Origin of the sequence: Parabacteroides gordonii MS-1 = DSM 23371 (genome assembly GCF_000969825.1) — a bacterium.
Classification (GTDB): Bacteria; Bacteroidota; Bacteroidia; order Bacteroidales; family Tannerellaceae; genus Parabacteroides; species Parabacteroides gordonii.
In genome coordinates this window covers 1047874-1073164 of sequence record NZ_KQ033919.1, presented here as the reverse complement: position 1 = coordinate 1073164, position 25291 = coordinate 1047874, and the positions used below count along the sequence as shown (strand labels likewise).

Here is a 25291-nt window from a genome sequence, read left to right as displayed (position 1 = left end):
AAGAGGCAAAGGTAGGAAACAACTAGTTGAAAAGTGCTTGTATTCTAATCTTTTTCTACCTTATAACTAACTCTTAATATCTATATTATTATTATTTTGAGCATGCCCAAATTTAATTTCGAGCTAGCATAAATTTAATTTTGAGCTAGCTCAAAATTGATTTTTAGCATGGGCAAAAGTATAAAAATATAGGAACAAAATATTAAAAGCATTTTATGTACAAACTAAAGAGTACCGTCCAGACAAATAAAATAATAAGAGGTACGCTTTGTTTCATAAAATAAAAGATTTGTGTACTTTTAGAACTTCATTGATAAATGATGCGAAAACAAACTCATTAGTGTTAATTAAACTCCTGTTATTATGATCAAAAGGTGGTTTATTGTTTTGGGAAGTATCCTGATTTTGTTGCCTGTGATTTCTTGTAGCACACGGGATAGTTCAAAGAAAGTTACCGAGAAAACGCTGGATGTGATCGATGGAATATCGGACGCGCTGAAAGACCGGGGGGAAGAAACCGGAGAGAAAGCTGCCGATGGTTTAGGAGAAGTAGGAAAAGGCGTCGGGAAATCTTTAAGTAAATTGCTGACGAAGAATGCCGACTCGATAGGGAAAGTTGCCGGGGAGATATTAGGGAAGGGGAGTGCCGGACTTATCGAAGGACTTCAAAATACGTTGTATTCTCCGGTGGAATTTGAGAACGGAAAGCAGAACTTCACGAAGGTTTCCTATCTGGGAGTATCTACGATAGATAAGAATGTCGTGATCTTTACGGATGATGTTATTGAGGTCGATAATCAAGTGGAGGTGGTTTGTTATAACGCAGATAATAAGCAGACCCAGGTTTTACAGGCGAGTTTTCCGTATTGTTCGCAGACGTGCGAAATTATCCTGACTTTAAAGGAGTTGAATCTGCTGAAAGAGGCACATCGACGGGTGGTTTCGATCAGACGCATTCAGGAAAAGTCGGTACAAGCCGCTGAATAGTCGTTTGTTTTTTTGTGGAATGAAAGAAATATGTATATTTAAGACTTTGTTAAATCAATAAGGGAAGATAGTTATGAGACGTTTTTATTATCTGTTGCTGGTTAGCTTGTGTTGTGCCGGTTTGTTCGCTAAGACCAAGAAAGCGGTGTATGTAATTGTCGATGGGGTTCCGGCCGATCAAATCGAAAGGCTTCATACGCCGGCCATATTCGATATAGCTTCGAAAGGCGCTTATAGCCGGGCATATACCGGAGGGGAGATAGGCGGATATTCACAGACGGCGACGATCTCGGCCATAGGTTATACCAATCTGCTGACATCGACCTGGTTCAATAAACATAATGTAGGCGGCAACTCCGACCTGCAACCGAATTATAACTACTGGACAATCTTCCGGATAGCCAAAGAGCAACCGAAAGAATATAAAACGGCCATCTATTCCAGCTGGACGGATAACCGGACTGTCCTGATCGGGGAGGGGAAAAAGGAGACAAACTATCTCAAGATCGACTACGTGAAAGACGGTTACGACCTGGACACCATCCGTTTCCCGAAGAAAGAGAAGGATTTGCATATCTTCGATATAGACGAACAAATCTCGAAAGATGCGGCAGAAGGTATCCGTAAGGATGCGCCCGACCTGAGCTGGGTATATCTGTGGTATACCGACGATGCGGGGCATATTGCCGGCAACGGAGCCTTTTTCGATGAATATGTACGGAAAGCGGACGATCAGGTTGCCCGTATCTGGGAAGCCGTGAAGTATCGCGAGGCCAATTTTGATGAAGAGTGGATGGTCGTAATCACTACGGATCACGGACGCGGAGAGAATGGTCACGGCCACGGGGGACAGTCCTGGCGCGAACGTACTACCTGGGTTTCAACGAATGTGCCGGTAAACAGCCATTTCACATCCGGCAGTTTGGCGATCACCGATATTGCGCCTTCCATTTGCCGGTTCATGGGTTTTGAGGTTCCGCAGCCTGTCTTGTGGGAGCAGGATGGCATGTCTTTTGTCGGGGATGCCGATATTTATGATTTGCAGACAATGCCTTATGACAATACGGTCGGGCTGTCCTGGAAATGTTATTCGGAAGATGCTCCGGTGAGTGTTTATGCCGCCGCCGCAAATAAATTCAAAGAGGGTGGGGAAGATGAATGGATCAAACTGGCGACGCTGCCGGCCGGGACGAAAAATTATACGGTCGACCTGCAAGCTTTGCCGGCATCGAAGTTCTATAAGTTTGTTGTCGCTGCTCCGGGTAATCATCTGAATCGCTGGTTGGAAAAATAGGTATATAAAATAAATAGTATGAAAAAAACTCTGTGTACTTCTGCATTATTGCTTTTAGCCGGACAGCCGCTTATGGCACAGGAACGTCCGAATGTTATTGTTTTTCTGGTCGATGATATGGGCCTGATGGATACCTCGTTGCCGTTTCTGACGGATGAGGCTGGTAATCCGGTTCGTTATCCGCTGAACGACTGGTATCAGACACCGAATATGGAGCGTATGGCTCGTCAGGGAATCCGCTTCTCTACTTTCTATGCGCAAAGTGTCAGCTCCCCTTCCCGTGCATCCATCATGACCGGACAAAACTCGACCCGTCACAGGACGACTAACTGGATCAATTCTGAAACGAATAACAAAACTCCTTTCGGCCCGACAGACTGGAACTGGAAAGGTATCTCGAAGAATGATGTAACATTGCCCCGTGTACTGCATGAGGCCGGATATAAAACGATCCATGTAGGCAAAGCGCATTTCGGTTGCCAGAACAGCGATGGGGAACTTCCGCAGAATATCGGTTTCGACGTGAATATAGCCGGTTCTTCTATCGGGCATCCGGGAAGTTATTACGGTGAGAACGGATATGGAAACATTAAAGGGCAAAAGGCCCGTGCCGTACCGGGATTAGAAAAGTATCATGGTACGGATACCTTCCTGAGTGAAGCCCTAACCTTGGAAGCGAATGAGCAGATCACCCAGGCTGTAGGGGAAAAGAAACCTTTCTTCTTATATATGTCTCACTATGCCGTTCATTCTCCTTTTGAGGCAGATAAACGTTTTGCCGGTCATTACAATGTTTCGGAGAAGCCTAAAGTGGCGGCTGATTTTGCTACCTTGATCGAAGGAATGGATAAATCGTTGGGCGATATTATGGATCATCTGGAAGAATTGGGCATTGCCGAGAATACGTTAATAATATTCCTGGGAGATAATGGTTCCGATGCTCCTCTGGGGGATGATAAAGGTTACACTTCTTCAGCTCCTTTGCGTGGAAAGAAAGGTTCCGAATTTGAAGGAGGAGTCCGCGTTCCGTTTATTGCCTGCTGGGGTAAGCCGGATATGAATAATTCGGTTCAGAAGCAATTACCGATTGAAGTGGGAGGAGTCCAGTTGCAGATGGGAACTGTAATGGATATTTACCCGACACTTGTCTCTTTGAGCGGAGCAAAAAATCCGAAGGGACATATTGTCGATGGCGTCGACCTGCGGGATCAATTGGAAGGGAAGAGAAACAATAGCCGTCCGGAGACTGTACTGATGCATTTCCCGCATAGCCACAGGGGAAGTTACTTTACAACTTATATAGAAGGAGATTGGAAACTGATCTATTATTATAATCCGGAAAATCCGTCTGAACCCCGTTGCCGTCTGTATAACTTGAAGAAAGATCCGGGCGAATCACTCGATGTATCGGAAAGAAATCCCAAATTACTGGTCAAGATGGTAAAAGCAATGACAACCCAACTCGATGCCGAAGGAGCACTTTACCCGGAAGATGCGAAGGGGAATGTGTTGAGGCCGGTTTATTAAAAGAGGGAGTAACAGAAACTTAGAGAAAAAATAACACGTAATGTGTTGTATACTCGGAAAAACTTCTTACCTTTGCCCCGCAAATTTTTAAGTACTAACAAATATAAAACAGCGTTTTATGAACAATTATGAAACCGTTTTCATTTTAACTCCCGTTTTGTCTGACGCACAGATGAAGGAAGCGGTAGAAAAATTCACGAACATCCTGAAAGAACAGGGTGCAGAAATCGTGAACGAAGAAAATTGGGGATTGCGCAAATTAGCTTATCCTATCGACAAGAAAACAACAGGCTTCTATCAGCTGGTTGAATTCAAGGCAAATCCGGAAACTATCGCTACTCTGGAAGTAAACTTCCGTCGTGACGAACGTGTAATCCGCTTCCTGACTTTCCGCCAGGATAAATATGCAGCAGAATATGCCGCTAAGAGAAGAAATCTGAAATCATCTAAAGAAACAGTAAAGGAGAATTAATCATGGCAGCAACTCAATCAGAAATCAGATATTTAACTCCGCCTTCAGTAGACGTTAAGAAAAAGAAATATTGCCGTTTCAAAAAGAACGGTATCAAGTATATCGATTACAAAGATCCTGAATTCCTGAAGAAATTCCTGAACGAACAGGGTAAAATTCTTCCGCGTCGTATCACTGGTACTTCTTTGAAATTCCAGCGTCGTATCGCTCAGGCTGTAAAAAGAGCTCGTCACTTGGCGTTGCTTCCTTACGTAACCGATTTAATGAAATAAAATAAAGAGAGGAGACAGAATATGCAAGTTATTTTGAAAGAAGATGTAATCAACTTAGGTTACAAAGACGATATCGTAACAGTAAAAGACGGTTACGGACGTAACTTTCTAATCCCCCAGGGTAAGGCAGTTATCGCTTCTGAGTCTGCAAAGAAAGTATTGGCTGAAAACATGAGACAACGTGCTCACAAATTGGCTAAGATCAAAGAAGATGCTCAGGCATTGGCTGCAAAGTTGGAAGGTGTTTCACTGACTATCGGTGCAAAGACCAGCTCAACAGGTACAATCTTTGGTTCTGTAACAAATATCCAGGTTGCTGAAGCTTTGGCAAAAGCTGGTCACGAAGTAGAACGTAAGATTATCTATATCAAAGAAGCTGTTAAAGAAGTTGGTAGCTACAAGGCTATCCTTAAACTTCACAAAGAAGTTTCTGTTGAAATTCCTTTCGAAGTGGTTTCTGAATAATTCAGTAACACAAGATAAAGTAAGAAAGCGAATCCTTTGGGGTTCGCTTTTTTTTGTTTTATGAACTATTAATCAGTAAAAAAACACTACATTTGCCCCAAATTTGCAATAAAACTTTAAGGTGGCAAAAATATCTTTTCTATATATAAATCTGCTGATAGCCTTGTTTCTGACTCTGCCTGTAGTTCAGGCCAGGGAGAAGACATTTACTGTTGTGATCGATGCCGGTCATGGTGGTAAAGACCCGGGCGCACGTGGTACTGTTATCGATGAAAAGGTGATCAATCTGTCTGTGGCTTTAAAGCTGGGAGATAAAATCTCGGCCAATCATGACGATGTAAAAGTTATCTATACCCGTAAAACGGATCGTTTTATCGAGTTGGATGAACGTGCTAATATTGCGAATAGGAATAAAGCTGATTTGTTTATATCGATACATACTAATTCCGTAAAAAAAGGAAGTACAGCTCGTGGTACGGAAACTTATACATTAGGTTTGGCCCGTACCGATGAAAACCTGGCTGTAGCTATGCGTGAGAACTCCGCTATTCTTCTGGAAGATAATTATCTTCAGAAATATGAAGGGTTCGACCCGAATTCCTCTGAGTCGTATATTATCTTCGAGTTTATGCAGAACAAGCATATGGAGCAAAGTATCAGCTTGGCTTCAGAGATACAGAAGTGTTTTACATCGGCCAACCGTGGCGACAGAGGTGTAAGGCAGGCCGGTTTCTTGGTATTGAGGAAAACAAGTATGCCGAGTGTCCTGGTCGAATTAGGGTATATCTCCAACCGGGAAGAAGAGCGCTTTATGAAATCGTCCGACGGGCAGAATAAACTGGCAAATGCGCTCAGTGATGCTTTTACCAAATATAAAAAGGAATACGACAGGAAACAGGGAGGAGTTTCTGCGGGAGCTAATACCCGGGTTGCTTCATCGCAGACACGCAGTGTCCCGGAAGTAAGCAGTGAACCGGAAACGCAGGATAACCTCTCCGATGCTCCGGTCGGTAGTGAGGAGTATATTCTTAACAGGAAAAAGAATACCTCAACCTCTTCGCAAAGAAAGCAATCGCAGCCTGCGGCATCGACTAAAGGAAAGTCGGATACGACAGGTAAAATAATCTATAAAGTGCAAATTCTTACGTCCGATAAAAAACTTTCTCCGGGGGCTAAAGTGTTTAAAGGATATAAGAATGTGAACTTCTTTGTAGAAAAAGGAATTTATAAATATACTTATGGCGAAACAACGGATTTTGATTCTATCAGAAAGTTGCGTCGACAGGTGGCTAAGGACTTTAAAGATGCGTTTATCGTAGCATTTAAAGATGACAAAAAGGTGAAATATTAAATAGAGAAACATATAATTTAAAGGAATGAAAAGTATACTGACCAAAGAGGCAAAGATCGGACTTGTAAGTATTATCAGTCTGGCATTGCTGTATTTCGGGATTAATTATCTGAAAGGGATAAATTTATTTAAACCGGTAAATCATTATTTCGTTACATTTCATAATGTAAAAGATGTGACTGTCTCCAGTCCTGTTTATATTGATGGTTTTAAAGTTGGATTGGTTAGGAGTATTGTCTATGATTATGAAAATACGGATAAAATAACGGTGGAGATCAGCCTGGATGATGAGATGAAACTGACATCCGGCAGTTATATTACGATTATTAAGACATTGCTGAGTGGAGGTGAGCTTCATATACATCTGAATAAATATGTAAAAGATTACCTGAAGCCCGGGGCAACCCTTGAAGGACGAATGGAAGAAGATATGATGCAGGCGGTGCAGGAGAAGATCTTGCCCGGTGTGGCAGAGCTTCTACCAAAGATCGATTCGATCCTGGGAGGCCTGCAAACGCTGATTACCCATCCGGCCATTGCTCAGTCATTGGATCATATTGAAAAGACAACGGGTAATCTGGAGGTATCTACCCGTCAGTTGAATACGCTCCTGAGTAAAGAGGTTCCGGGTATTGTTTCTGATCTGAAAGTGATAACAGGAAATTTTACTGAAGTAAGTTCCGGTTTGAAGGAGTTGGATCTGGCAACAACAGTAAATTCGATAAATGCTACTTTGGCTAACCTTCAGCTTACTACAGACAAGCTGAATAAGAAGGATAATAGTCTGGGCTTATTGTTGAATGACAGGAGTTTATATGATAATTTGGATAGTACGATGGTGAATGCATCCAATTTGTTGATAGACCTGAAGAAGAACCCGAAAAGATATGTTCATTTTTCTGTTTTTTAACTGAAAGGAATATTAAAACATCTAATGTTATTTAGAATTATTCCAATTAAAGAAAAAAATATACAACCCTGATTTCAGACTTGCTTAAGGCCTTTAGATAGAGGAGGATAACCTATTCTTGAGGTCTTTTTGCATGAGAAAGAGGAACGTAGTGTGGATAGCAAAAGTGTCCCAAAATAAAGGGCTCTTGATCGGAGTTGTGGATAAGTGCTTGCTAGTCAGGTGTGTTTTCATAACTGTCTGACACTAAATGGGATATTAAACATTCAAAAGAACCAAATAATTCGGAGCTTTTTTTTTCCGAATTAATTTCTAAACTTTGTAGTCGAAAAGAAATATAAAAGCTATAGTTGGGAGAGTAATAAATCATGCAGACTGAATATCAGACATTGTGGAATAAATGCCTCGCTGTTATAAAAGACATCGTGCCGGAGGCCGCTTTTAACACATGGTTCATGCCGATCATACCTCTATCGTATGAGGATAATAAATTTACGATTCAGGTACCGAGCCAGTTCTTTTACGAATATCTTGAAGAGAAATACGTAAATGTACTGAAGGTTACATTATATCGTGTTATCGGTCAGGGGACAATTCTTAACTACCGTGTTATGGTAGATAAGACGACTGGCGGTACAGTAGATTATCCGGCAGAGAATGGTTCAGTAGCAGTAAAGAAGATAACTCCCAAAGATGCAAACAAGGCTCCTAATCCATTTGTACAGACTGCACCTCAGGATTTAGATCCTCAGTTGAATCCCAAATATAACTTTGAGAACTATTTTGAAGGAACCAGTAATAAGTTGGTGCGTACTGCGGGTGAAGCCGTTGCCCAGAATCCCGGAAAGACAACATTTAATCCTTTATTCATATTCGGCCCTTCGGGAGTAGGCAAAACACACTTGTGTCATGCAATTGGTACCCGTATCCGTGAGCTTCATCCGGAAAAGAAGGTATTGTATGTTTCGTCTCATCTTTTCCGCGTACAGTTTACTGATGCGATCCGTAAAAATACAACGAATGACTTCCTGAACTTTTATCAGAATATCGATGTCCTGTTGCTGGATGATATCCAGGAATTGATCGGTATGGATAAAACTCAGAATACATTCTTCCATATATTCAACCATCTTCACCAATTAGGAAAACAGTTGATCCTTACATCCGATAAGGCTCCTGTCGACTTACAGGGGATGGAAGAACGTTTGATCACTCGTTTGAAATGGGGGTTGACTGCTGAGTTGAGCCGTCCGGATCTCGACCTGCGGAAGAAGATCCTTAAGAATAAGATCAATCATGACGGAATTGTTATTCCGGATGAAGTATTCAACTTTATTGCAAATAATGTAACAGAAAATGTTCGCGACCTGGAAGGTATTCTCGTATCCCTGATGGCGAATGCTGTTATCAATAATAAGGAAATAGACCTGCCTTTGACTAAACGTGTGGTTAGCCAGGCTGTTCGTCTTGAAAAGAAGCAACTGTCCGTTCAGATGATTCAGGAAATTGTATGTAATTACTTCAATCTCGATCAGGCGGTTATTCAGACGCGTTCCAGAAAGCGTGAAATTGTGCAGGCTCGTCAGATAACGATGTATCTTGCAAAAAAGTATACCGACTGTTCATTCTCCCATATCGGAAAGATTGTCGGAAAGAAAGATCATGCCACCGTTTTGCATGCCTGTAAAACGATCAAAGACCAGATGGAAACAAGCAAGTCTTTCCGTTCGTCTGTCGAAGAAATCGAAGTTAAGCTGAAGGGCTGAAAAAGCCTTAAAATATAGTAGAAAAGGATGCCATTTTATGTGGTGTCCTTTTCTGTTTTGGGAAACCATGAAATGTAAGAGGTTTTTATTTTGGAAAACTTTTTATGTGGCTTCGAAAGTTAATATGTTGATTTTCATAGGTGGTGTATTTTGAAACGGAAAACTTTCTATTATTTCCGATTTTAGTTGTTGAATAATTTGGCTAATAAATAAAGTATTCTTAAACTTGCACTATTATTAAATACAGTAATTATCGTGAACCATAAAACTTACACATTCGATGAAGCATTTAAGGCTTCACTGGACTACTTTACAGGCGACGAGCTTGCCGCTAAAGTATGGGTAAACAAGTATGCTTTGAAGGATGCATTCGGGAACATTTATGAGGAATCCCCTAATGATATGCATCGTCGGTTGGCAAGTGAAATTGCCCGTGTAGAGAAAAAGTATCCTAATCCGTTATCGGAACAGGAGCTTTTCGACCTATTTGATCATTTCCGCTATATCGTTCCGCAAGGAAGTCCGATGACGGGAATTGGCAATGACTACCAGATTGCCTCACTCTCTAATTGTTTTGTGATAGGGTTAGATGGAGAAGCCGATTCCTATGGCGCAATTATTCGGATCGATGAAGAACAGGTTCAGTTGATGAAACGTCGTGGAGGTGTAGGACATGATTTATCTCATATCCGCCCGAAAGGATCTCCCGTAAAGAATTCGGCTCTTACTTCAACCGGACTGGTGCCGTTCATGGAACGTTACTCTAATTCTACCCGTGAGGTAGCACAGGATGGACGTCGTGGGGCGTTAATGTTGAGTGTGTCGATCAAGCATCCGGATTCTGAATCCTTTATCGATGCAAAGATGACAGAAGGAAAAGTAACCGGTGCAAACGTGTCGGTGAAGATTGATGACGACTTTATGAACTCCGTAGTGAACGGTACTTCATATAAACAACAATATCCGATCGATTCGCAGGAACCTACTACGGTAAAAGAAATAGACGCTCCGGCTTTGTGGAAGAAGATCATTCACAATGCCTGGAAATCAGCCGAACCGGGCGTTCTGTTCTGGGATACTATTTTGCGTGAATCAGTTCCCGATTCGTATGCAGACCTGGGTTTCCGTACGGTTTCTACCAATCCTTGCGGTGAGATACCTCTTTGTCCGTATGATAGCTGTCGTTTGCTGGCTATTAATCTTTATTCATACGTGGTGAATCCGTTTACAAAGGATGCTTATTTTGATTTTGACCTGTTCAGAAAGCATGTAGCACTGGCACAGCGTATCATGGATGATATTATTGATCTTGAATCTGAAAAGATAGAAAAGATCCTCGAAAAAATAGACTCTGACCCTGAATCGATGGAAGTGAAGGAAACTGAACGTCATTTGTGGGAAAAGATACAGAAGAAAACATTGCAGGGACGTCGTACTGGTGTAGGTATCACGGCAGAAGGAGATATGATCGCTGCTTTAGGTCTGCGTTACGGTACGGAAGAAGCCACCGAATGTGCTGAAGAAATTCAGAAAACATTGGCGTTGGAAGCTTACCGTTCTTCTGTAATGATGGCTAAGGAACGCGGTGCTTTTGAAATTTACGATTCAAAACGTGAAGAAAAGAACCCGTTCATCAACCGTCTGCGTGAAGCTGATCCGGGACTATATGAAGAAATGTTGAAATACGGACGTCGCAACATTGCCTGTCTGACGATTGCACCTACAGGTACAACCAGTTTGATGACACAAACGACTTCCGGTATCGAACCGGTCTTCCTTCCGGTGTACAGACGTCGCCGTAAAGTAAACCCGAATGATGCTGATGCACGTGTCGACTTTGTTGACGAAACAGGCGATGCATTCGAGGAATATGTAGTATTCCACCATAAGTTCGTAACCTGGATGCAGGCTAACGGATATTCCGTTATCAAGAAATATACGCAGGAAGAGATTGACGAGTTGGTTGCTAAATCTCCGTATTATAAAGCGACCTCCAACGATGTGGACTGGTTGCAGAAAGTACGTATGCAGGGACGTATCCAGAAATGGGTAGACCATTCTATCAGCGTAACCATCAACCTGCCGGCTGATGTGTCGGAGGATCTGGTCGATTCTCTGTATGTGGAAGCATGGAAGTGCGGATGTAAAGGTTGTACCGTTTATCGTGACGGTTCGCGTTCAGGTGTATTGTTGTCGACTGAGAAGAAGGGCAAGAAAGACGATTGCAATTGCATGGAACCGCCTGTTATCGTAGCTACCCGTCCGCGTGAACTGGAAGCTGATGTTGTTAAATTCCAGAACAATCGCGAAAAATGGATTGCCTTTGTCGGCTTGCTGAATGGCCGTCCTTATGAGATCTTTACCGGTCTTGCAGATGACGACGAAGGTATCATGCTTCCGAAGAATGTATCGAAAGGATCGATCATCAAGAGCTATGATGAAGATGGACAGAAACATTATGACTTCCAGTTCAAGAATAAACGTGGTTACAAGATGACCATCGAAGGATTGGACGGTAAGTTCGACCCCGAATTCTGGAACTATGCAAAACTGATCTCCGGCGTGCTGCGTTATGGTATGCCTATTGATCAGGTTATCAAGCTGGTTCAGGGAATGGAACTGAACAACGAGTCTATCAATACCTGGAAGAACGGTGTGGAACGTGCATTGAAAAAGTACCTGCCGAACGGTACGGAACTGAAAGGACAGAAATGTCCGAACTGTGGACAGGAAACTCTTATCTATCAGGAAGGATGTTTGATTTGCACAAACTGCGGAGCATCAAAGTGTGGATAAGTGTAGTATAACAAATATTTTTAATGAATGCGGAGAGAAATTTCCGCATTTTTTATATCTTCGTGGCTGGAACTAAATTTGATACACATGAAAGTCACCTTTAATATAAACTTCCATACCGTTTGGGGGCAGAAGTTATGTGTAGTAGGATCTATTCCGGAGCTTGGCTCATGGGAGCCCGCTTTGGCTAAAGAAATGAACTACAAAGGGGATGGAAACTGGCAGCTTGAGCTGGATCTGGAACTTACATCGCCTCAACAGACTATAGAATATCGTTACTTTTTAAGTATAAATGACAAGCAGGTATTTGAAGAATGGGAGAAAAACCATCAGATAGTATTTGAAGGACATGCCAATCATTATACCTTGTATGACTACTGGCAGATACGTCCGGCTAATCTGGCTTTCTACTCTTCAGCTTTCACGAAAAGCCTGTTTGCTCATCCCTGTAACACCTATGAACGGGTGGTCAAAAGCGGGAAGAGGCTGACGATTAAGATATCGGCTCCCCGGGTGGAAAAGAATCAAAGCGTTGCCATCACCGGTAATCAGGAGTGTCTGGGAAACTGGCATCCTGACAAAGCGCTGATCCTCAGTTGCGACACCTTCCCTGACTGGCATATCGACCTGGATGCAAATGATATAGTCTATCCGTTGGAATACAAATTCCTGGTCTACGATAACGACAAACATCAGCCGTTATACTGGGAAGAAGATGAAAACAGAAAGCTCGAACTTCCCCCGCAGGATTTTGGAGAAACAGTTACTGTATCCGGACTCTATTTCCGCGACAACCTTCCTTTATGGAGATGTGCGGGAACCGTAATACCGGTATTCTCTCTCCGCTCCGAGCAAGGGTTCGGGGTAGGTGATCTTGGCGATCTCCGTATGCTGGTCGACTGGGCAAAGAAAACCCGCCAGCGTATCATACAAGTCTTGCCTATGAATGATACGACGATGAGCCATACGAAAGGAGACTCTTATCCATACAGTGCCATTTCTATTTATGCACTCCATCCGATGTATATCAGCTTGCCGTTGATGGGAGAGCTGAAAGATGCGGGAAGGACTGCCTTTTACAAGGCAAAGCAGGAAGAGTTGAATGCGAAAGATGCTGTCGACTACGAGGAAGCGGTAAAATATAAACTGGCTTATTGCCGGGAATTTTTCAGCCAGGAAGGTTCCGCTATCCTGTCCAGTCCGGAATATCAGGAGTTCTTTGCTCAAAGCCAGTCCTGGTTAGTCCCTTATGCCGCTTACAGCTATCTTCGTGATAAATATAAAACATCCGACTTTACCTGTTGGGGAAATAATGCGACCTATAATAAATCGCAGATACGTGAACTATGTTCGGAAGACAACGGAGCTTATCCGGAAATATCTTTCTATTATTTCCTGCAGTATATCCTGCATACACAATTCAAGTCAGTATCCGACTATGCACGTAAGAATGGCATTGTCCTGAAAGGTGATCTCCCGATCGGTGTGAACCGCACCAGTATTGATGCCTGGATAGAACCGCAATACTTCAATATGAACGGTCAGGCAGGAGCTCCCCCCGATGATTTCTCGGTGAACGGTCAGAACTGGATGTTCCCGACCTACAACTGGGAGGTGATGGAGAAAGATAATTACTCCTGGTGGAAGAGGCGTTTCCGCAAGATGAGCGATTACTTCGATAGTTTCCGTATCGACCACATCTTAGGCTTCTTCCGTATCTGGGAAGTGCCGCAGGATTATGTCCAGGGACTTTGCGGTCATTTCAATCCGGCGCTTCCCCTGACAAAAGAGGAGATAGAGCAATATGGTTTTACTTTCAATGAAGCCCGCTTTACGACTCCGCATATCAACCATAAATTCCTGCCGGAATTATTCGGTACCCTGTCGGAAGAAGTCGTAGGAACTTATTTGGCACAATCATCTTCCAATCATTTTGTGCTGAAATCATTCTGTGATACGCAGCGGAAGATCGAAGCCTTGTTTGCCGGAAAGACCGATGAAGCCTCTCTGCAGATAAAGGAAGGACTGTTCTCTATTGCTAATGAGGTTTTATTCCTTCGTGACCCGCAGGAAAAGGATAAATTCCATCCCCGTATTTCGGCCAGCCAGTCCTATATGTACAGTGAACTGAGTACATCCGACAGATATGCATTCGATCAATTATATTGGGAATTCTTCTATCATCGTCATAATGACTTCTGGAAAGCGCAGGCATTTAAACGTCTGACGCCTTTGGTGGCAAGTACCAATATGCTGGTATGCGGGGAAGACTTGGGAATGATCCCCGAATCAGTGCCCGATGTTATGAATAAACTTCAGATACTTAGCCTGGAGATCGAGCGGATGCCGAAGACCCCCCAGCGGGAGTTTACGGATATGTTCAACCTGCCCTACCATTCGGTTTGTACGACATCGACACACGATATGACTCCGCTCCGCAATTGGTGGAAGGAAGACCGTGAGAAGATACAGCGTTATTATAATAATGTATTGTTGCGCGAAGGACAGGCACCGGAAGAATGTACGGAAGATATAGCTACCCAGATCGTCACGAATCATCTGGCTACCAATTCCATGCTGACCATTATTCCGATACAGGACTGGTTTGCTATCGATGATGCGGTAAAGAGAAAAGATATCGAGTCCGAACGGATCAACATCCCGGCTATCCCCAATCATTACTGGCGTTACCGGATGCATATGCCTTTGGAGAAACTGATCGAGGCAGACAGCCTGAACAACAAAATTGCGGAACTAATTAGAAAGTCCGGAAGACGATAGATATCCGTTGGACATATAAGCGTCGGAAAACATCTCACAAAGGGCTGTGTCGAAAGTATTAAATAGCACTTTCGGCACAGTTTTTTTATTCTTAGTAAAATACCATAGTTCTGCATGAACTCTGGTTATTTTGGGCAAAGATAAGAATTATCGACAAATACTGCATTTATAATAGCTAATAATCAAGGTTTCTATAAAAAGAACAGTTATTTATCTGTTTTTCTCCCCTGTCGAAAGTACTGTTATGGTATCACGAGGCAAACCTTGTCATAGTTCTATGAATTGGTCTTTATTCATGTTCATGGGACTATCAAAAGATATTAATACTTCCAAAGATTAATTTTCATGGTTGATACCAGAGTTCATGCAGAACTCATTAAAACTAATAAAGCTTATGGCATTAAATGAACCCAAAAAACGCAGCATCGTCGCCACCCTCGTAGCTAACATGCTGACAGAGCGTGAAGACGACTTCACAGCCAACGTCACTTACGTGGCAAATCGCTCTATTGAAGACCTCTGTAATATTGCAGCAAACGGCAAAAGCAAGTTCACTGCATCCGAATTACTGGCCGCCCACAACGACCTGAAAGCAACTGCCAAAGAAGAATTATACTCAGGTTCTACCGTGGAATTCGGCTTGACAAATAACTCGCTTGGGATAGACGGCCCTTTCATCGGCCCGAATGCCAAATTCGATCCGGCAAAGAATAATGTGACCCTCCGCAGCACGCCTATTAAGGAAGTGAAAACGGATATGAAAGGTATCAATGTAATCGTAGGTGAAGTAGTGGAAGGCCTTCCGACCATCACTAAAGTGACTGATGTATTCTCCGGCTCTGTAAATGCTAAAATCACCCCGAGCAACACCCTCAACGGTGAAGGCAAGCGTGTCAAGATCGTGGGAGCTGAAGGTAACACCGTCGGTTTCTTCTTTGTCAACTCGGAAACCGAAGCGGAAACCGCTGTTCCAATGACAGCCGTTTCGCGTAACGATCCTTCTTATTTCTCTTTCATTATCCCGGCATTGGCCGATGGTAAATATTATTTGGAAATAGCTTCCCAATATGGCGGAAACACCAAACAATTGTTGAAAGACGTACGCCGTAACCGTTTCCCTTACCTGCTGACAGTGGGGGATGCTGGCGAGGACGATCGTCCTGTAATTGAATGATACTTTTTATACGATCACCGTATGCGCCCGTATACGATGATCGTATCCTCTCACATACGACCGTCGTATACGGGAACATACGATGTCCGTATACGAGCGCATACGACAATCGTATATGCACGGAACGAAACGGATCGATTTGCGTAACCTGCGCAAATATCAAAGAACTAGTACAATATAAACAAGCATTTATTTATGAAACAAATAATACAGAAATACCACCTCTGGCTGCTTTGCCTGATGGGGGCGATGATGCTTTTGCCGGATAGGGCATGGGGGAATGTTGAAATCCCTTCTTTTACCCGTGATGAGATAGGGTATACTATTGAAGTGAAAGGTGGAGATTATAGAGACGATGAGGATGTTCCTATTGTTTACAAAATGGACAAAGGGCTTGAATATTATTATTCGTATACAGGTGAATTGTTGTCTAAAGATGGTATTTATACTACAACAGTGAAAGCATCCCAATTTGATGAGGGGTTATTATCAATATCTCCCAGTATTTCTAAATCTATCAAAGATAATGAAACTCTGATTGCAGGTCTGAATTATGCAGCACAACTATTTAAAAGAACAGATAATATAGAGGTCGCTACGCTGCAAGATGGTGTTTGTGTAATAAGCGAAACGATAGGCTGTTATAATATATCAAACATAAATATAGAAGGATATGTTACCATCTGTTCTGAGGGAGGAGAAGAGATTAGCTTGTATAGTGTTCTCTTTGATGTTAAAAATGGCGGATGTTTGAACGTAAAAGACCTTGAGATTGATGGAAAAGTAATCGTAGCCGGAGGAACTGTTAATTTGGAAAATGTTAGCATTAAAGATTTAACAATGACCAATGGTGAACTTTTCGCAAAACGGGTCATGTTTAGCTCTACTTTGCTTATGTCGGGTGGAATGTCCACTATAACAGAAGGCCCTGGCGATGTTGCTGGTAACTTCTCTATTAATGGTGGAACTATGAATTTCAGCGGTAATGTGTCCCAATTGAATTTGCCTGAAGGGAGTACTGGTGTATTGAACATTACCGGAGGGAGCAATATCCTAGGAGTGGATGCAAAAGGTGGAACATTGAACATCTCGGATGGTATTATTGATAGGTTAAATGTTGGAGGTACTGCTGTGGTCTCTTTATCCGGCGGTAAATATCGCAGTATTAATATCTCGGATCCGATTGTGCCTGAAAATGTATTGGCCTCTGGTTTTGGCTATTATACGTGGGATAGAAGATTCCGCCCCGATTTACCTTTTTCAGCTTCTCTACTGAAAGATAATAAGATTAATTATCTCGTTGATGGTGTACAAGTGAAGAACAAAACGAATGCGGGTATTTACACGAATGCGATTTTTGAGGCTGCTAAAAAAGCAAATATCGGTCCCAACGGACGTGATGTCAGGGTAATTCGCAATGATGACTATTCTTATTCTACTGTTTATCGCTATGAAATAAATTCGGAAGTCGGCTTATGCTGGATGGCTATTGCTCTTAGCGGTTATGTTGGAATTTCCGGTGATAATGATTATAATGGAATAGAGTATTTGACTGTGGAGGGTGGCAGGCATAATGAAATCTCTCCATACTCGGACATCGTACTTACTAAAGATTTGGATATGTCTTCTTATGATTGGATTCCATTAGATTTGAATGTTACATTTGACGGGCAAGGACATAGAATAAACGGAGTGAAGGTAAAGCAAGCAGATGCAGCGTTTTTCTATAGTTGTCGTGATGTTTACAATTTGATTGTTTCCGGTACATTTGAGTATATCGAAGACGCTTATCCTTGGGGTGGTGGAGCTGTGGCTGGATTAGCGATATCTTGTCATGGTTGTATGATTAACTGTGGTGTTGAACAGAGTACTATTAATCTCTACGACGGAAAGGCATCACGTGATTATTATATTGGAGGTTTGATTGCTTCGTATGCTACATCTGTCCAAAACTGTTATGTGAATGCTGACATAAACGTTCGGTTAATATTGGATGAACACAAACTTCCAAACCCTATAGATCCGCGTAAAGGGTATATCGGTGGGCTTGTGGGATACAGTAGTAATACTTCCTATGAGACCAAATATGTAGGGAATTGTTATTTTAATGGATCTGTGAATGCTTCATGCCCAGAAGGTGTAAAGATAGTCAGAGATAATGATTTTATCGGAGGAAATTATGGGAAAGTCGATTGCAGTACTTGTTACATCGGAGATGAAGTTAGCGAAACTACCCTAAATGAAAATGTGGCTGCCCATAATGCAGCATTGCTTGAAGGTGAAATCGAGTGGAAAGAATGGGAGGTAGGAAGTAATGGTCCGGTTTATAAGAATAGCTTCTCCGTCATCGATTTTCCCCTCACCCTGAAAGCAGAAGGCCCCGGCACATTCGAGGGCTATTATCTGACGGGAGAAGAGGATGAGGAGGAAAAACATGATTTCCAGGCCGACACCACGATCATTTTTACAAATGCAAGAACTTTCCACGTTACGCCTAAGCCCGGCAAGGGAGCTACGTTGGTGGATGTCGTGGAAGTCGTGAAGAAACTGGAAGAGGGGGTGGAGAAGCTCGATTCCATTCCGCGGGAAGATATAAAGGCGAATGAAGAGCACAAGTTTCTGGCACAAAAATCCATCGAACTGGTTGCCCGGTTCCGTCTCGACACGTTGTATATCGAAAATGATACCACCGTATTGGGAGGATCGGATGAAATCACAAGCGTGGACAATGTGGAAATCTCCGCGCCCGGCTCGGAAGAAAATGAACCGGCAGTCGTGGAAATCGGTAACGTAACCGTCCAACCGAAAGAGGAGGGCGAAGGCGGCGAAACCCTCGAGGCCAAAACGACCATCACCGAAGAGGCAAACGTCATCCTCAAATTGTCGGGAACGAACAACCTCGGAACGCTCACCAACAATGGCAACGTGACCATCGAAAAGGGTGATAATGCCGCAGAAGTGTCATTGACAGCCAGGGTCATCAACACCGGTACATTAATCGACAACACCGGGTTGATCACGGAAGTGCTGGACGAAGACGAAACCCCGCTTCTTTCCGTGCTAAAAGAAGAAGATGCAGATAAAAATATCACACCAGGTGAAACCGCCTTTTTAAGTGCGAAAGCAACCGTTCCGGCCGGTGCAACCGTCACTTTCCAATGGCAACGCGGAAACGCAGGTACATGGACGAATATCGGAGAACCAACGGCCTACCCGGAACAGACTCCGGTGGTTACGCGAGCAATGAAGCTTGATACCGAGCCGGAAGCTGTTACTTATACGAATAGTTACAGCGAGCCATTGAACGCTCCCGGTACTTATGAGTATCGCTGCCGGATTAAGCGGGAAGTAACCGGTGGAACAGCGGTCTCTACCACGCTAAGCGTTTACGGCACGGTGACGGTAGAATCGAAAGCGGAGCCTGAACCTGATCCCACTCCCACGGTGGACAGTTACACGATCACCTTGCCGTCTGTGGTCGGTGCTACGACTGATCCGGTTGCCGGAGATTATACGGTAGAGGAGGGAAGCAGCTTCAGTTTCACGCTGACTTTGGATGCCGGATACAGCCAGTCCGCCCCGGTAGTGAAAGCCGGCAACGAGACGTTGCAGCCTGATGCCGACGGCCGCTACACGTTTGCGGATGTCTCTCGTGACCTGACGATCTCGATCACCGGCATCACGCCTGATCTTCCGACTTCGAATGCCAATATCAATATGCCCCTCCGGGTTTGGAGCCATGAGGGTGTGTTGAGGTTGTATTGCGAAACAAAGGAAGTAGCGCGGATCATCACGTTCGACGGCCGCCTCCATAAGACGTTGACCGTCTTAGGACACGTCACCGAAACGGATCTTCCGAAAGGCATCTATCTTGTACTGATCAAAGGAGAAGTTTTCAAACTTATGAATTAGGTGGGCTTCTAAACGAAGCAGCATGAAATAAGGAGGGTATGCCGGACGTCGGAAGGCGTTTTGAGCATACCCTTTTATTTTTGTAGATGTGATTGGTTCAGGCTTTTTCCCCTGACATATTGCAAACCCCGTTGAAACGAGCGTTCGGCTCGATTTCCAGCGATTGTGCAAATACATCCCCTTTAATATTGGCAGTAGCTTTCAGTACCAGTTTTTCACTGACACGTACGGAGCCTTCCACTTCTCCCAGCACCTCGGCATTGGCTGAAATAATATTACCGGTCACACGTCCTTTGGGGCCGATCACTATTTTCCCGTTGCAGTTGATATCTCCTTCTACCTGACCATCCAGTCTGAAATCGGTTTCTGTAATAATATTACCTTTAACGGTGGTTCCGGCGGCTAGGGTGTTATGTAGGCCACCGGCGGAATTTTCGTCTTTTTGTTTTATTCCCATCATATAAATACTTTGTTGCTTGTCTCGCAAATATAGGCTATTTTTTTTGCAGAGAGGACTTCTTTATCTACTTTTACAGATAAAATAACGTAAAATGACAGTACAAATAGAGCTGGAAACAATGAAATTCTATGCCTGGCATGGAGTATCCCCCCAGGAGACACGTGTCGGGAACACGTTTGTGGTGAACCTGATCCTGACTGCTCCCCTTGAAAACGCCGTTGCCAGCGATGATCTGGATGACACGATCAATTATGCCGAAGTGTATGCAATTGTCAAGGAAGAAATGGCTATCCCGTCGAAGTTACTGGAGCATGCAGCCGGACGAATCCTAAATGCGCTCAAAAGAGCATTTCCCCAACTGCTGGCTATCAGGCTGAAGCTCTCCAAGCTGAATCCCCCTTTTGGCGGGGATGTTTACAGTGCCTCTGTAATTCTGGAAGAAACCTACAGCTAGTATTTGAATAACTTTGTCTATCTTTGCATTTTTAAAGCACAAATAATATACACCATGGCATTTACCAATAACGTAATGATCGTTCGCCACGGCTTGATGGCGAAGTTAGTGAGACTTTGGAAAGAGAACCGTCTGCTCGATGAGATCGACCGTTTGCCCATAGAACTCAGTCCCCGTAAATCGAAAGTAATAGGCCGTTGCTGCGTACATAAGGAGCGTGCCGTGTGGAAATACAAAACACTTCCCCTGCTGGGATTTGACATGCAGGACGAGATAGATGAGCTGACGCCGCTATCGGAGTACGCTAAACGGGCTTTGTTGCGTCCGGAGAACAAGAAAGAGAACCTGATGTGTGTGGTCGACGAAGCCTGTTCTTCCTGTGTGCAGGTGAACTATGAGATCACCAACCTTTGCCGTGGTTGCGTGGCACGCAGCTGCTACATGAACTGTCCGAAAGATGCCATCCAGTTCAAGAAGAACGGGCAGGCACGGATCGACCATGATACCTGTATCAGCTGTGGTAAATGCCATCAGAACTGCCCTTACCATGCTATCGTCTATATTCCCATCCCTTGTGAAGAGGTGTGTCCGGTGAAAGCCATCAGCAAAGACGAGTATGGGGTGGAGCATATCGACGAGTCGAAATGTATCTACTGCGGTAAATGTATCAACGCCTGCCCGTTCGGAGCAATCTTCGAGATATCCCAGGTCTTCGATATCCTGCAACGCCTGCGTAACAAGGAACAGATGATCGCTATCGTGGCGCCTTCTATCCTGGCACAGTTCAGTGCTCCGGTCGAAAAAGTATACGGTGCGATCAAGGCGATGGGATTTGAAGAGATTGTGGAAGTCGCCCAGGGAGCGATGGAAACTACCCGCCGTGAAGCAGAAGAACTGAAAGAAAAACTAGAGGAAGGACAACCATTCATGACAACCAGTTGTTGTCCCTCATACGTACAGTTGGCCGAAAAGCATATTCCGGATCTGAAGAAGTATATCTCTTCCACAGGTTCTCCGATGTATTATACGGCACGCCTTGTCAAAGAGAAATATCCGGATTGCAAGGTCGTATTTATCGGCCCGTGCGTAGCCAAGCGCAAAGAGGTGAAAATGGATCCGGCTGTCGACTTTACGCTGACATTCGAGGAGATCGGTTCTATCCTGGAAGGACTCGATATCAAAGTGGAAGAGGCAAAACCATTCTCCATACTTTACAACTCCGTTCGCGAAGCACATGGTTTTGCCCAGAGCGGGGGAGTGATAAACGCCGTCAAGGTCTATCTGAAAGAGGCGGATGTAAACGCCGTACAGGTAGCCAACCTGACAAAAAAGAACGTCGCCCTGCTTCGTGCCTATGCCAAGACTGGCAAAGCGCCGGCACAGTTTATCGAAGTAATGGCCTGTGAGGGTGGTTGTGTGACCGGCCCTTGTACCCATACGGATAAGGTAACCGGACAGAAGCAGCTGGTAAAAGAACTTACTAAATACTAAACGACAATGACAAAGAAAATCTTATTCTCCTTTTCACTGGCGGGTGCTCTGCTGCTGACTGCATGCGGCCACCGGGAATTGCCGGCAATGGGGGATTACTCCGTGCAGGTATTCCACGATACGCCGGTGAAGTTTGCTCCCGACCAATACGAAGGGTATAACGAGGCAGGTGCAGACAGTATCTATCACCTGGTGAACGGGCGTATCATTCTGAAGAAGGTAACCTTGCCCGATTACAAACGCAACGTTTCCGTGAACCTGAAAGTGACGATCGCTTCCAACGGCGACCGCTGGGATAAATCAGGTTCCTGTTTCATCCTGCCGAAAGCGTCGGCGATCAATCTGCTGAATATCGCGAAAGGAGAGAAGCAATTCCCTGCTGTAGACAGTACGAAACTGGAAAATATGATCGGTATCGTTTCCGGTGAAGATTACGAGCCGACAGTCGAACTGATGCGTTTCATGACACCGTTCGGTGTAGGCCATTACAGCAGTGAGGACGATAGCCTGAGCCGTAAACGCAAGCCGGTTTATATCGACCAGTGGGCCGACAGTGTAAGTTGGGAACAGAACATCACCGACCTTTATCCTTTATTGGAAGGCGGCGCTTATGTGGGTATCTTTATCGACACATGGACTCCCGAAGGCTATATCGCTAGCGTGACGATCGATGTGGACGAGTCGGATATCTCTTGCGACGCATTGACAAAGAGACATGTCGAGCCGTTGATGAACACTGTTTACTACATCGGACAATCCTATCCCGATATCTTTGCCCGCAAAGACGTATCCACCGATTTCGTGATACCGGAAAGTGCGAAGAATGTACGTTTGAAATATATCGTAACCGGACATGGCGGGCATAACGGCGGTGACGAGTTCGTCCAGAAGCAAAATATTATCTCGGTGGATGGGAAGGAAGTGCTGGACTTTATCCCCTGGCGTAACGACTGTGCCTCTTTCCGCCGTTTCAACCCTGCTACGGGGGTGTGGCTGGAGAAACGTCTGGCTTCTTATATCGGTGAAAAAGGATATACGGAAAAAGAGGTGGAAGAACCTGTTGCTTCGTCCGACTTCTCCCGTTCCAACTGGTGTCCGGGTTCCGATGTCGTTCCTGAAGAGGTCGAACTGACCGATATCCAACCGGGTGAACATACGCTGACAGTCAGCATCCCCGAAGCCCAGCAAGTAGACGGTAATAAGCTGAACCATTGGCTGGTTTCCGCCTATCTGGTTTGGGATGAATGATTATGGTAGGGGCGGGGTCTGCCCGCCCTTTGCAACAATAATGTGACAATCCGGTGAGGGCGGGCCAACCCCGCCTCTACTATCAACCTGTTAAATCATTATTATTATGGATACATTATTACCTTTCGCCCTTTTGTGCTTCACCTCTTTTTTCACGTTGACAAACCCGTTAGGCACCATGCCCGTGTTCCTGACAATGACCAACGGCATGAGCGACGACGAACGCAAAACCATCGTACGCCGTGCCACCATCGTCTCCTTCATCACCCTGATGGTTTTTACCTTCTCCGGACAATTCCTGTTTAAATTCTTCGGTATTTCTACGAACGGTTTCCGTATTGCCGGAGGTATTATTATCTTTACCATCGGATTTGACATGCTTCAGGCACGTTATTCCAAGGCAAAACTCAAAGACGATGAGGTGAAAACCTATGTGAACGATATCTCCGTCACCCCGCTAGCCATCCCGATGCTTTGCGGCCCCGGTGCAATCGCCAACGGTATCATGCTGATGGAAGATGCGAATACGCTGATAAAGAAGATACTGCTAGTAAGCGTGATCGCTTCCGTCTACTTCATCACCTTCCTGATCCTTCGGGCATCGACCCGGCTGAACAAGTATATGGGGGAGACAGGCAACAACGTGATGATGCGTCTGATGGGGCTTATCCTGATGGTTATTGCCGTGGAATGCTTTGTAAGCGGTTTCAAGCCGATAATGGTCGATATATTGCAACAAGCTAACTTATGATAGAAGGAATACAGGTGATCGGCTTTGATGCCGACGACACACTTTGGATAAACGAAACTTATTTTCTGGAGACGGAGCAGAAGCTCCGTCTTTTGCTTGCCCCTTATGTAGACAGCGAAACTGTCTCGGCCGAACTTTTCCGTACGGAAAGCCGTAACATGCCTCTCTACGGCTATGGCGTGAAAGCCTATATCCTTTCTGTGATTGAAACGGCCATCCGCATCACCGACGGTAAAGTACCCGCCGGTATACTCGAACAGATCCTTATGCTCGGAAAAGAACAACTCACCAAACCTGTGGAGTTATTGGACGGGGTAGAAGACACCCTGAACGCCCTCGTTGGCCGCTACCGCCTGATCGTTGTAACCAAAGGCGACCTGCTCGACCAGGAGCAGAAACTACGCCGTTCCGGTATCGAACATCTGTTCCATCACGTCGAGATCATGAGCGATAAGACCGACCGCGAATACCGCGCCCTGCTCAACCACCTCGATATCCGCCCGGAAGAGTTCCTGATGATAGGCAACTCTGTACGTTCCGATATTATTCCCCCGCTAAATCTCGGTAGTTATGCCATCCATGTCCCTTATCATACCACCTGGGCACACGAATTAGTAGATGAACCGGTCGTAAGCCCGCGTTTTTATTCCGTAGACTCTTTGTGGGATGTAATTTCACTACTGTCTTAAAATATGGAAAGAAAATATTTTATGGCTCTGACCGAAGAATTACCGATTTACCGTGTGTCATATCGCCTATCATAAGTAAACCTGCCTGTCCCAGCCTTTGCCGCAGAACAGGCGAGTATAAGTTAAAACCTCCGCTCTTTTGCCTCTTTTGGATTTATTGGCTACCTTTGTCTCTTCCGATACTTGTCGGGTAAGAAATAAAGAGAAATGCATATTTGCTAAAAAATAGAAAGGAGAACAGTTATATGGATACTGCAATTAATAACACAAATAATTATTGGAGTGTGCTGAAAGATTTGAGCAAAGAGGCAAAACTTGATTTGATAGCTCGCTTAAGTAATTCTCTGCTTCATAAAGACAAGGAAAAAGTTGTTTCTGCTGATAGCTTTTATGGTGTATGGAAAGATGGTGATTCGGATGATGCCGATTTGCTGAATGAGACTATTAAATCGTCACGGAAGTTTAAGGATGATATAAAAGCATTCTGAAGT

At 44.3% G+C, this 25291-nt stretch carries 20 protein-coding genes; 19 read left to right on the top strand and 1 reads right to left on the bottom strand.

The window, feature by feature from the left end; genetic code table 11:
• Positions 1-363: 363 nt before the first annotated feature.
• The 13 genes from HMPREF1536_RS04320 to HMPREF1536_RS26540 all read left to right on the top strand — a co-directional run bounded on the left by HMPREF1536_RS04320 (position 364) and on the right by HMPREF1536_RS26540 (position 19707).
• Positions 364-987 (top strand): hypothetical protein, encoded by a 624-nt coding sequence (locus tag HMPREF1536_RS04320; protein ID WP_028726940.1) that lies wholly within the window; start codon positions 364-366, stop codon positions 985-987.
• Between the two features lie 73 nt (positions 988-1060).
• Positions 1061-2281, top strand: a complete 1221-nt coding sequence (locus tag HMPREF1536_RS04315) for an alkaline phosphatase family protein (protein ID WP_028726941.1) — start codon at positions 1061-1063, stop codon at positions 2279-2281.
• Positions 2282-2299: 18 nt separating this feature from the next.
• Positions 2300-3808 carry a sulfatase gene (locus HMPREF1536_RS04310; protein ID WP_044191705.1) on the top strand — a complete coding sequence of 503 codons (1509 nt, stop codon included), beginning with the start codon at positions 2300-2302 and terminating at the stop codon, positions 3806-3808.
• A 118-nt stretch (positions 3809-3926) separates the two neighbouring features.
• Complete coding sequence (gene rpsF, locus HMPREF1536_RS04305) at positions 3927-4280, top strand: 30S ribosomal protein S6 (protein WP_028726943.1); 354 nt, start codon at positions 3927-3929, stop codon at positions 4278-4280.
• A gap of 2 nt (positions 4281-4282) precedes the next feature.
• Positions 4283-4552 (top strand): 30S ribosomal protein S18, encoded by a 270-nt coding sequence (gene rpsR / locus HMPREF1536_RS04300; protein ID WP_007654155.1) that lies wholly within the window; start codon positions 4283-4285, stop codon positions 4550-4552.
• A gap of 21 nt (positions 4553-4573) precedes the next feature.
• Positions 4574-5017 carry a 50S ribosomal protein L9 gene (rplI, locus tag HMPREF1536_RS04295; protein ID WP_028726944.1) on the top strand — a complete coding sequence of 148 codons (444 nt, stop codon included), beginning with the start codon at positions 4574-4576 and terminating at the stop codon, positions 5015-5017.
• Positions 5018-5138: 121 nt separating this feature from the next.
• Complete coding sequence (locus HMPREF1536_RS04290) at positions 5139-6368, top strand: N-acetylmuramoyl-L-alanine amidase family protein (RefSeq protein ID WP_028726945.1); 1230 nt, start codon at positions 5139-5141, stop codon at positions 6366-6368.
• Between the two features lie 25 nt (positions 6369-6393).
• Positions 6394-7278 carry an MlaD family protein gene (locus HMPREF1536_RS04285; protein ID WP_028726946.1) on the top strand — a complete coding sequence of 295 codons (885 nt, stop codon included), beginning with the start codon at positions 6394-6396 and terminating at the stop codon, positions 7276-7278.
• Positions 7279-7646: 368 nt separating this feature from the next.
• Complete coding sequence (gene dnaA, locus HMPREF1536_RS04280; RefSeq protein ID WP_028726947.1) at positions 7647-9044, top strand: chromosomal replication initiator protein DnaA; 1398 nt, start codon at positions 7647-7649, stop codon at positions 9042-9044.
• A gap of 255 nt (positions 9045-9299) precedes the next feature.
• The gene (locus HMPREF1536_RS04275; protein WP_028726948.1) at positions 9300-11840 is read left to right on the top strand and encodes an adenosylcobalamin-dependent ribonucleoside-diphosphate reductase; all 2541 of its coding nucleotides are present in this window, start codon (positions 9300-9302) and stop codon (positions 11838-11840) included.
• A gap of 87 nt (positions 11841-11927) precedes the next feature.
• The gene (locus tag HMPREF1536_RS04270) at positions 11928-14621 is read left to right on the top strand and encodes a 4-alpha-glucanotransferase (protein WP_028726949.1); all 2694 of its coding nucleotides are present in this window, start codon (positions 11928-11930) and stop codon (positions 14619-14621) included.
• A gap of 394 nt (positions 14622-15015) precedes the next feature.
• Positions 15016-15795, top strand: a complete 780-nt coding sequence (locus HMPREF1536_RS04265) for a DUF4469 domain-containing protein (protein WP_028726950.1) — start codon at positions 15016-15018, stop codon at positions 15793-15795.
• 195 nt (positions 15796-15990) lie between these two features.
• On the top strand, positions 15991-19707 hold the full coding sequence (locus tag HMPREF1536_RS26540) for a hypothetical protein (RefSeq protein WP_028726951.1): 3717 nt from the start codon (positions 15991-15993) through the stop codon (positions 19705-19707).
• 97 nt (positions 19708-19804) lie between these two features.
• On the opposite strand, the gene HMPREF1536_RS04255 is transcribed toward HMPREF1536_RS26540, so the two are convergent.
• Positions 19805-20164, bottom strand: coding sequence for a bactofilin family protein (locus HMPREF1536_RS04255; protein WP_028726952.1), 360 nt, complete (start codon positions 20162-20164; stop codon positions 19805-19807).
• Between the two features lie 94 nt (positions 20165-20258).
• Between HMPREF1536_RS04255 and folB the strand changes: the two genes are divergently transcribed.
• The 6 genes from folB (at position 20259) to HMPREF1536_RS04225 (ending at position 25288) form a co-directional block, all read left to right on the top strand.
• Entirely contained in the window at positions 20259-20621 is a 363-nt protein-coding gene (folB, locus tag HMPREF1536_RS04250) for a dihydroneopterin aldolase (RefSeq protein ID WP_028726953.1), read from the top strand.
• A gap of 54 nt (positions 20622-20675) precedes the next feature.
• Positions 20676-22112, top strand: a complete 1437-nt coding sequence (locus HMPREF1536_RS04245; protein WP_028726954.1) for a monomeric [FeFe] hydrogenase — start codon at positions 20676-20678, stop codon at positions 22110-22112.
• Positions 22113-22118: 6 nt separating this feature from the next.
• Entirely contained in the window at positions 22119-23360 is a 1242-nt protein-coding gene (locus HMPREF1536_RS04240; RefSeq protein ID WP_028726955.1) for a PNGase F N-terminal domain-containing protein, read from the top strand.
• Between the two features lie 106 nt (positions 23361-23466).
• Entirely contained in the window at positions 23467-24111 is a 645-nt protein-coding gene (locus HMPREF1536_RS04235; RefSeq protein ID WP_028726956.1) for a MarC family protein, read from the top strand.
• Positions 24111-24800, top strand: coding sequence for an HAD family hydrolase (locus HMPREF1536_RS04230; protein ID WP_028726957.1), 690 nt, complete (start codon positions 24111-24113; stop codon positions 24798-24800). The genes HMPREF1536_RS04235 and HMPREF1536_RS04230 overlap by 1 nt, the downstream gene beginning before the upstream one ends.
• A gap of 245 nt (positions 24801-25045) precedes the next feature.
• Positions 25046-25288, top strand: a complete 243-nt coding sequence (locus HMPREF1536_RS04225; protein ID WP_028726958.1) for a hypothetical protein — start codon at positions 25046-25048, stop codon at positions 25286-25288.
• The last annotated feature ends 3 nt before the right edge of the window (positions 25289-25291 follow it).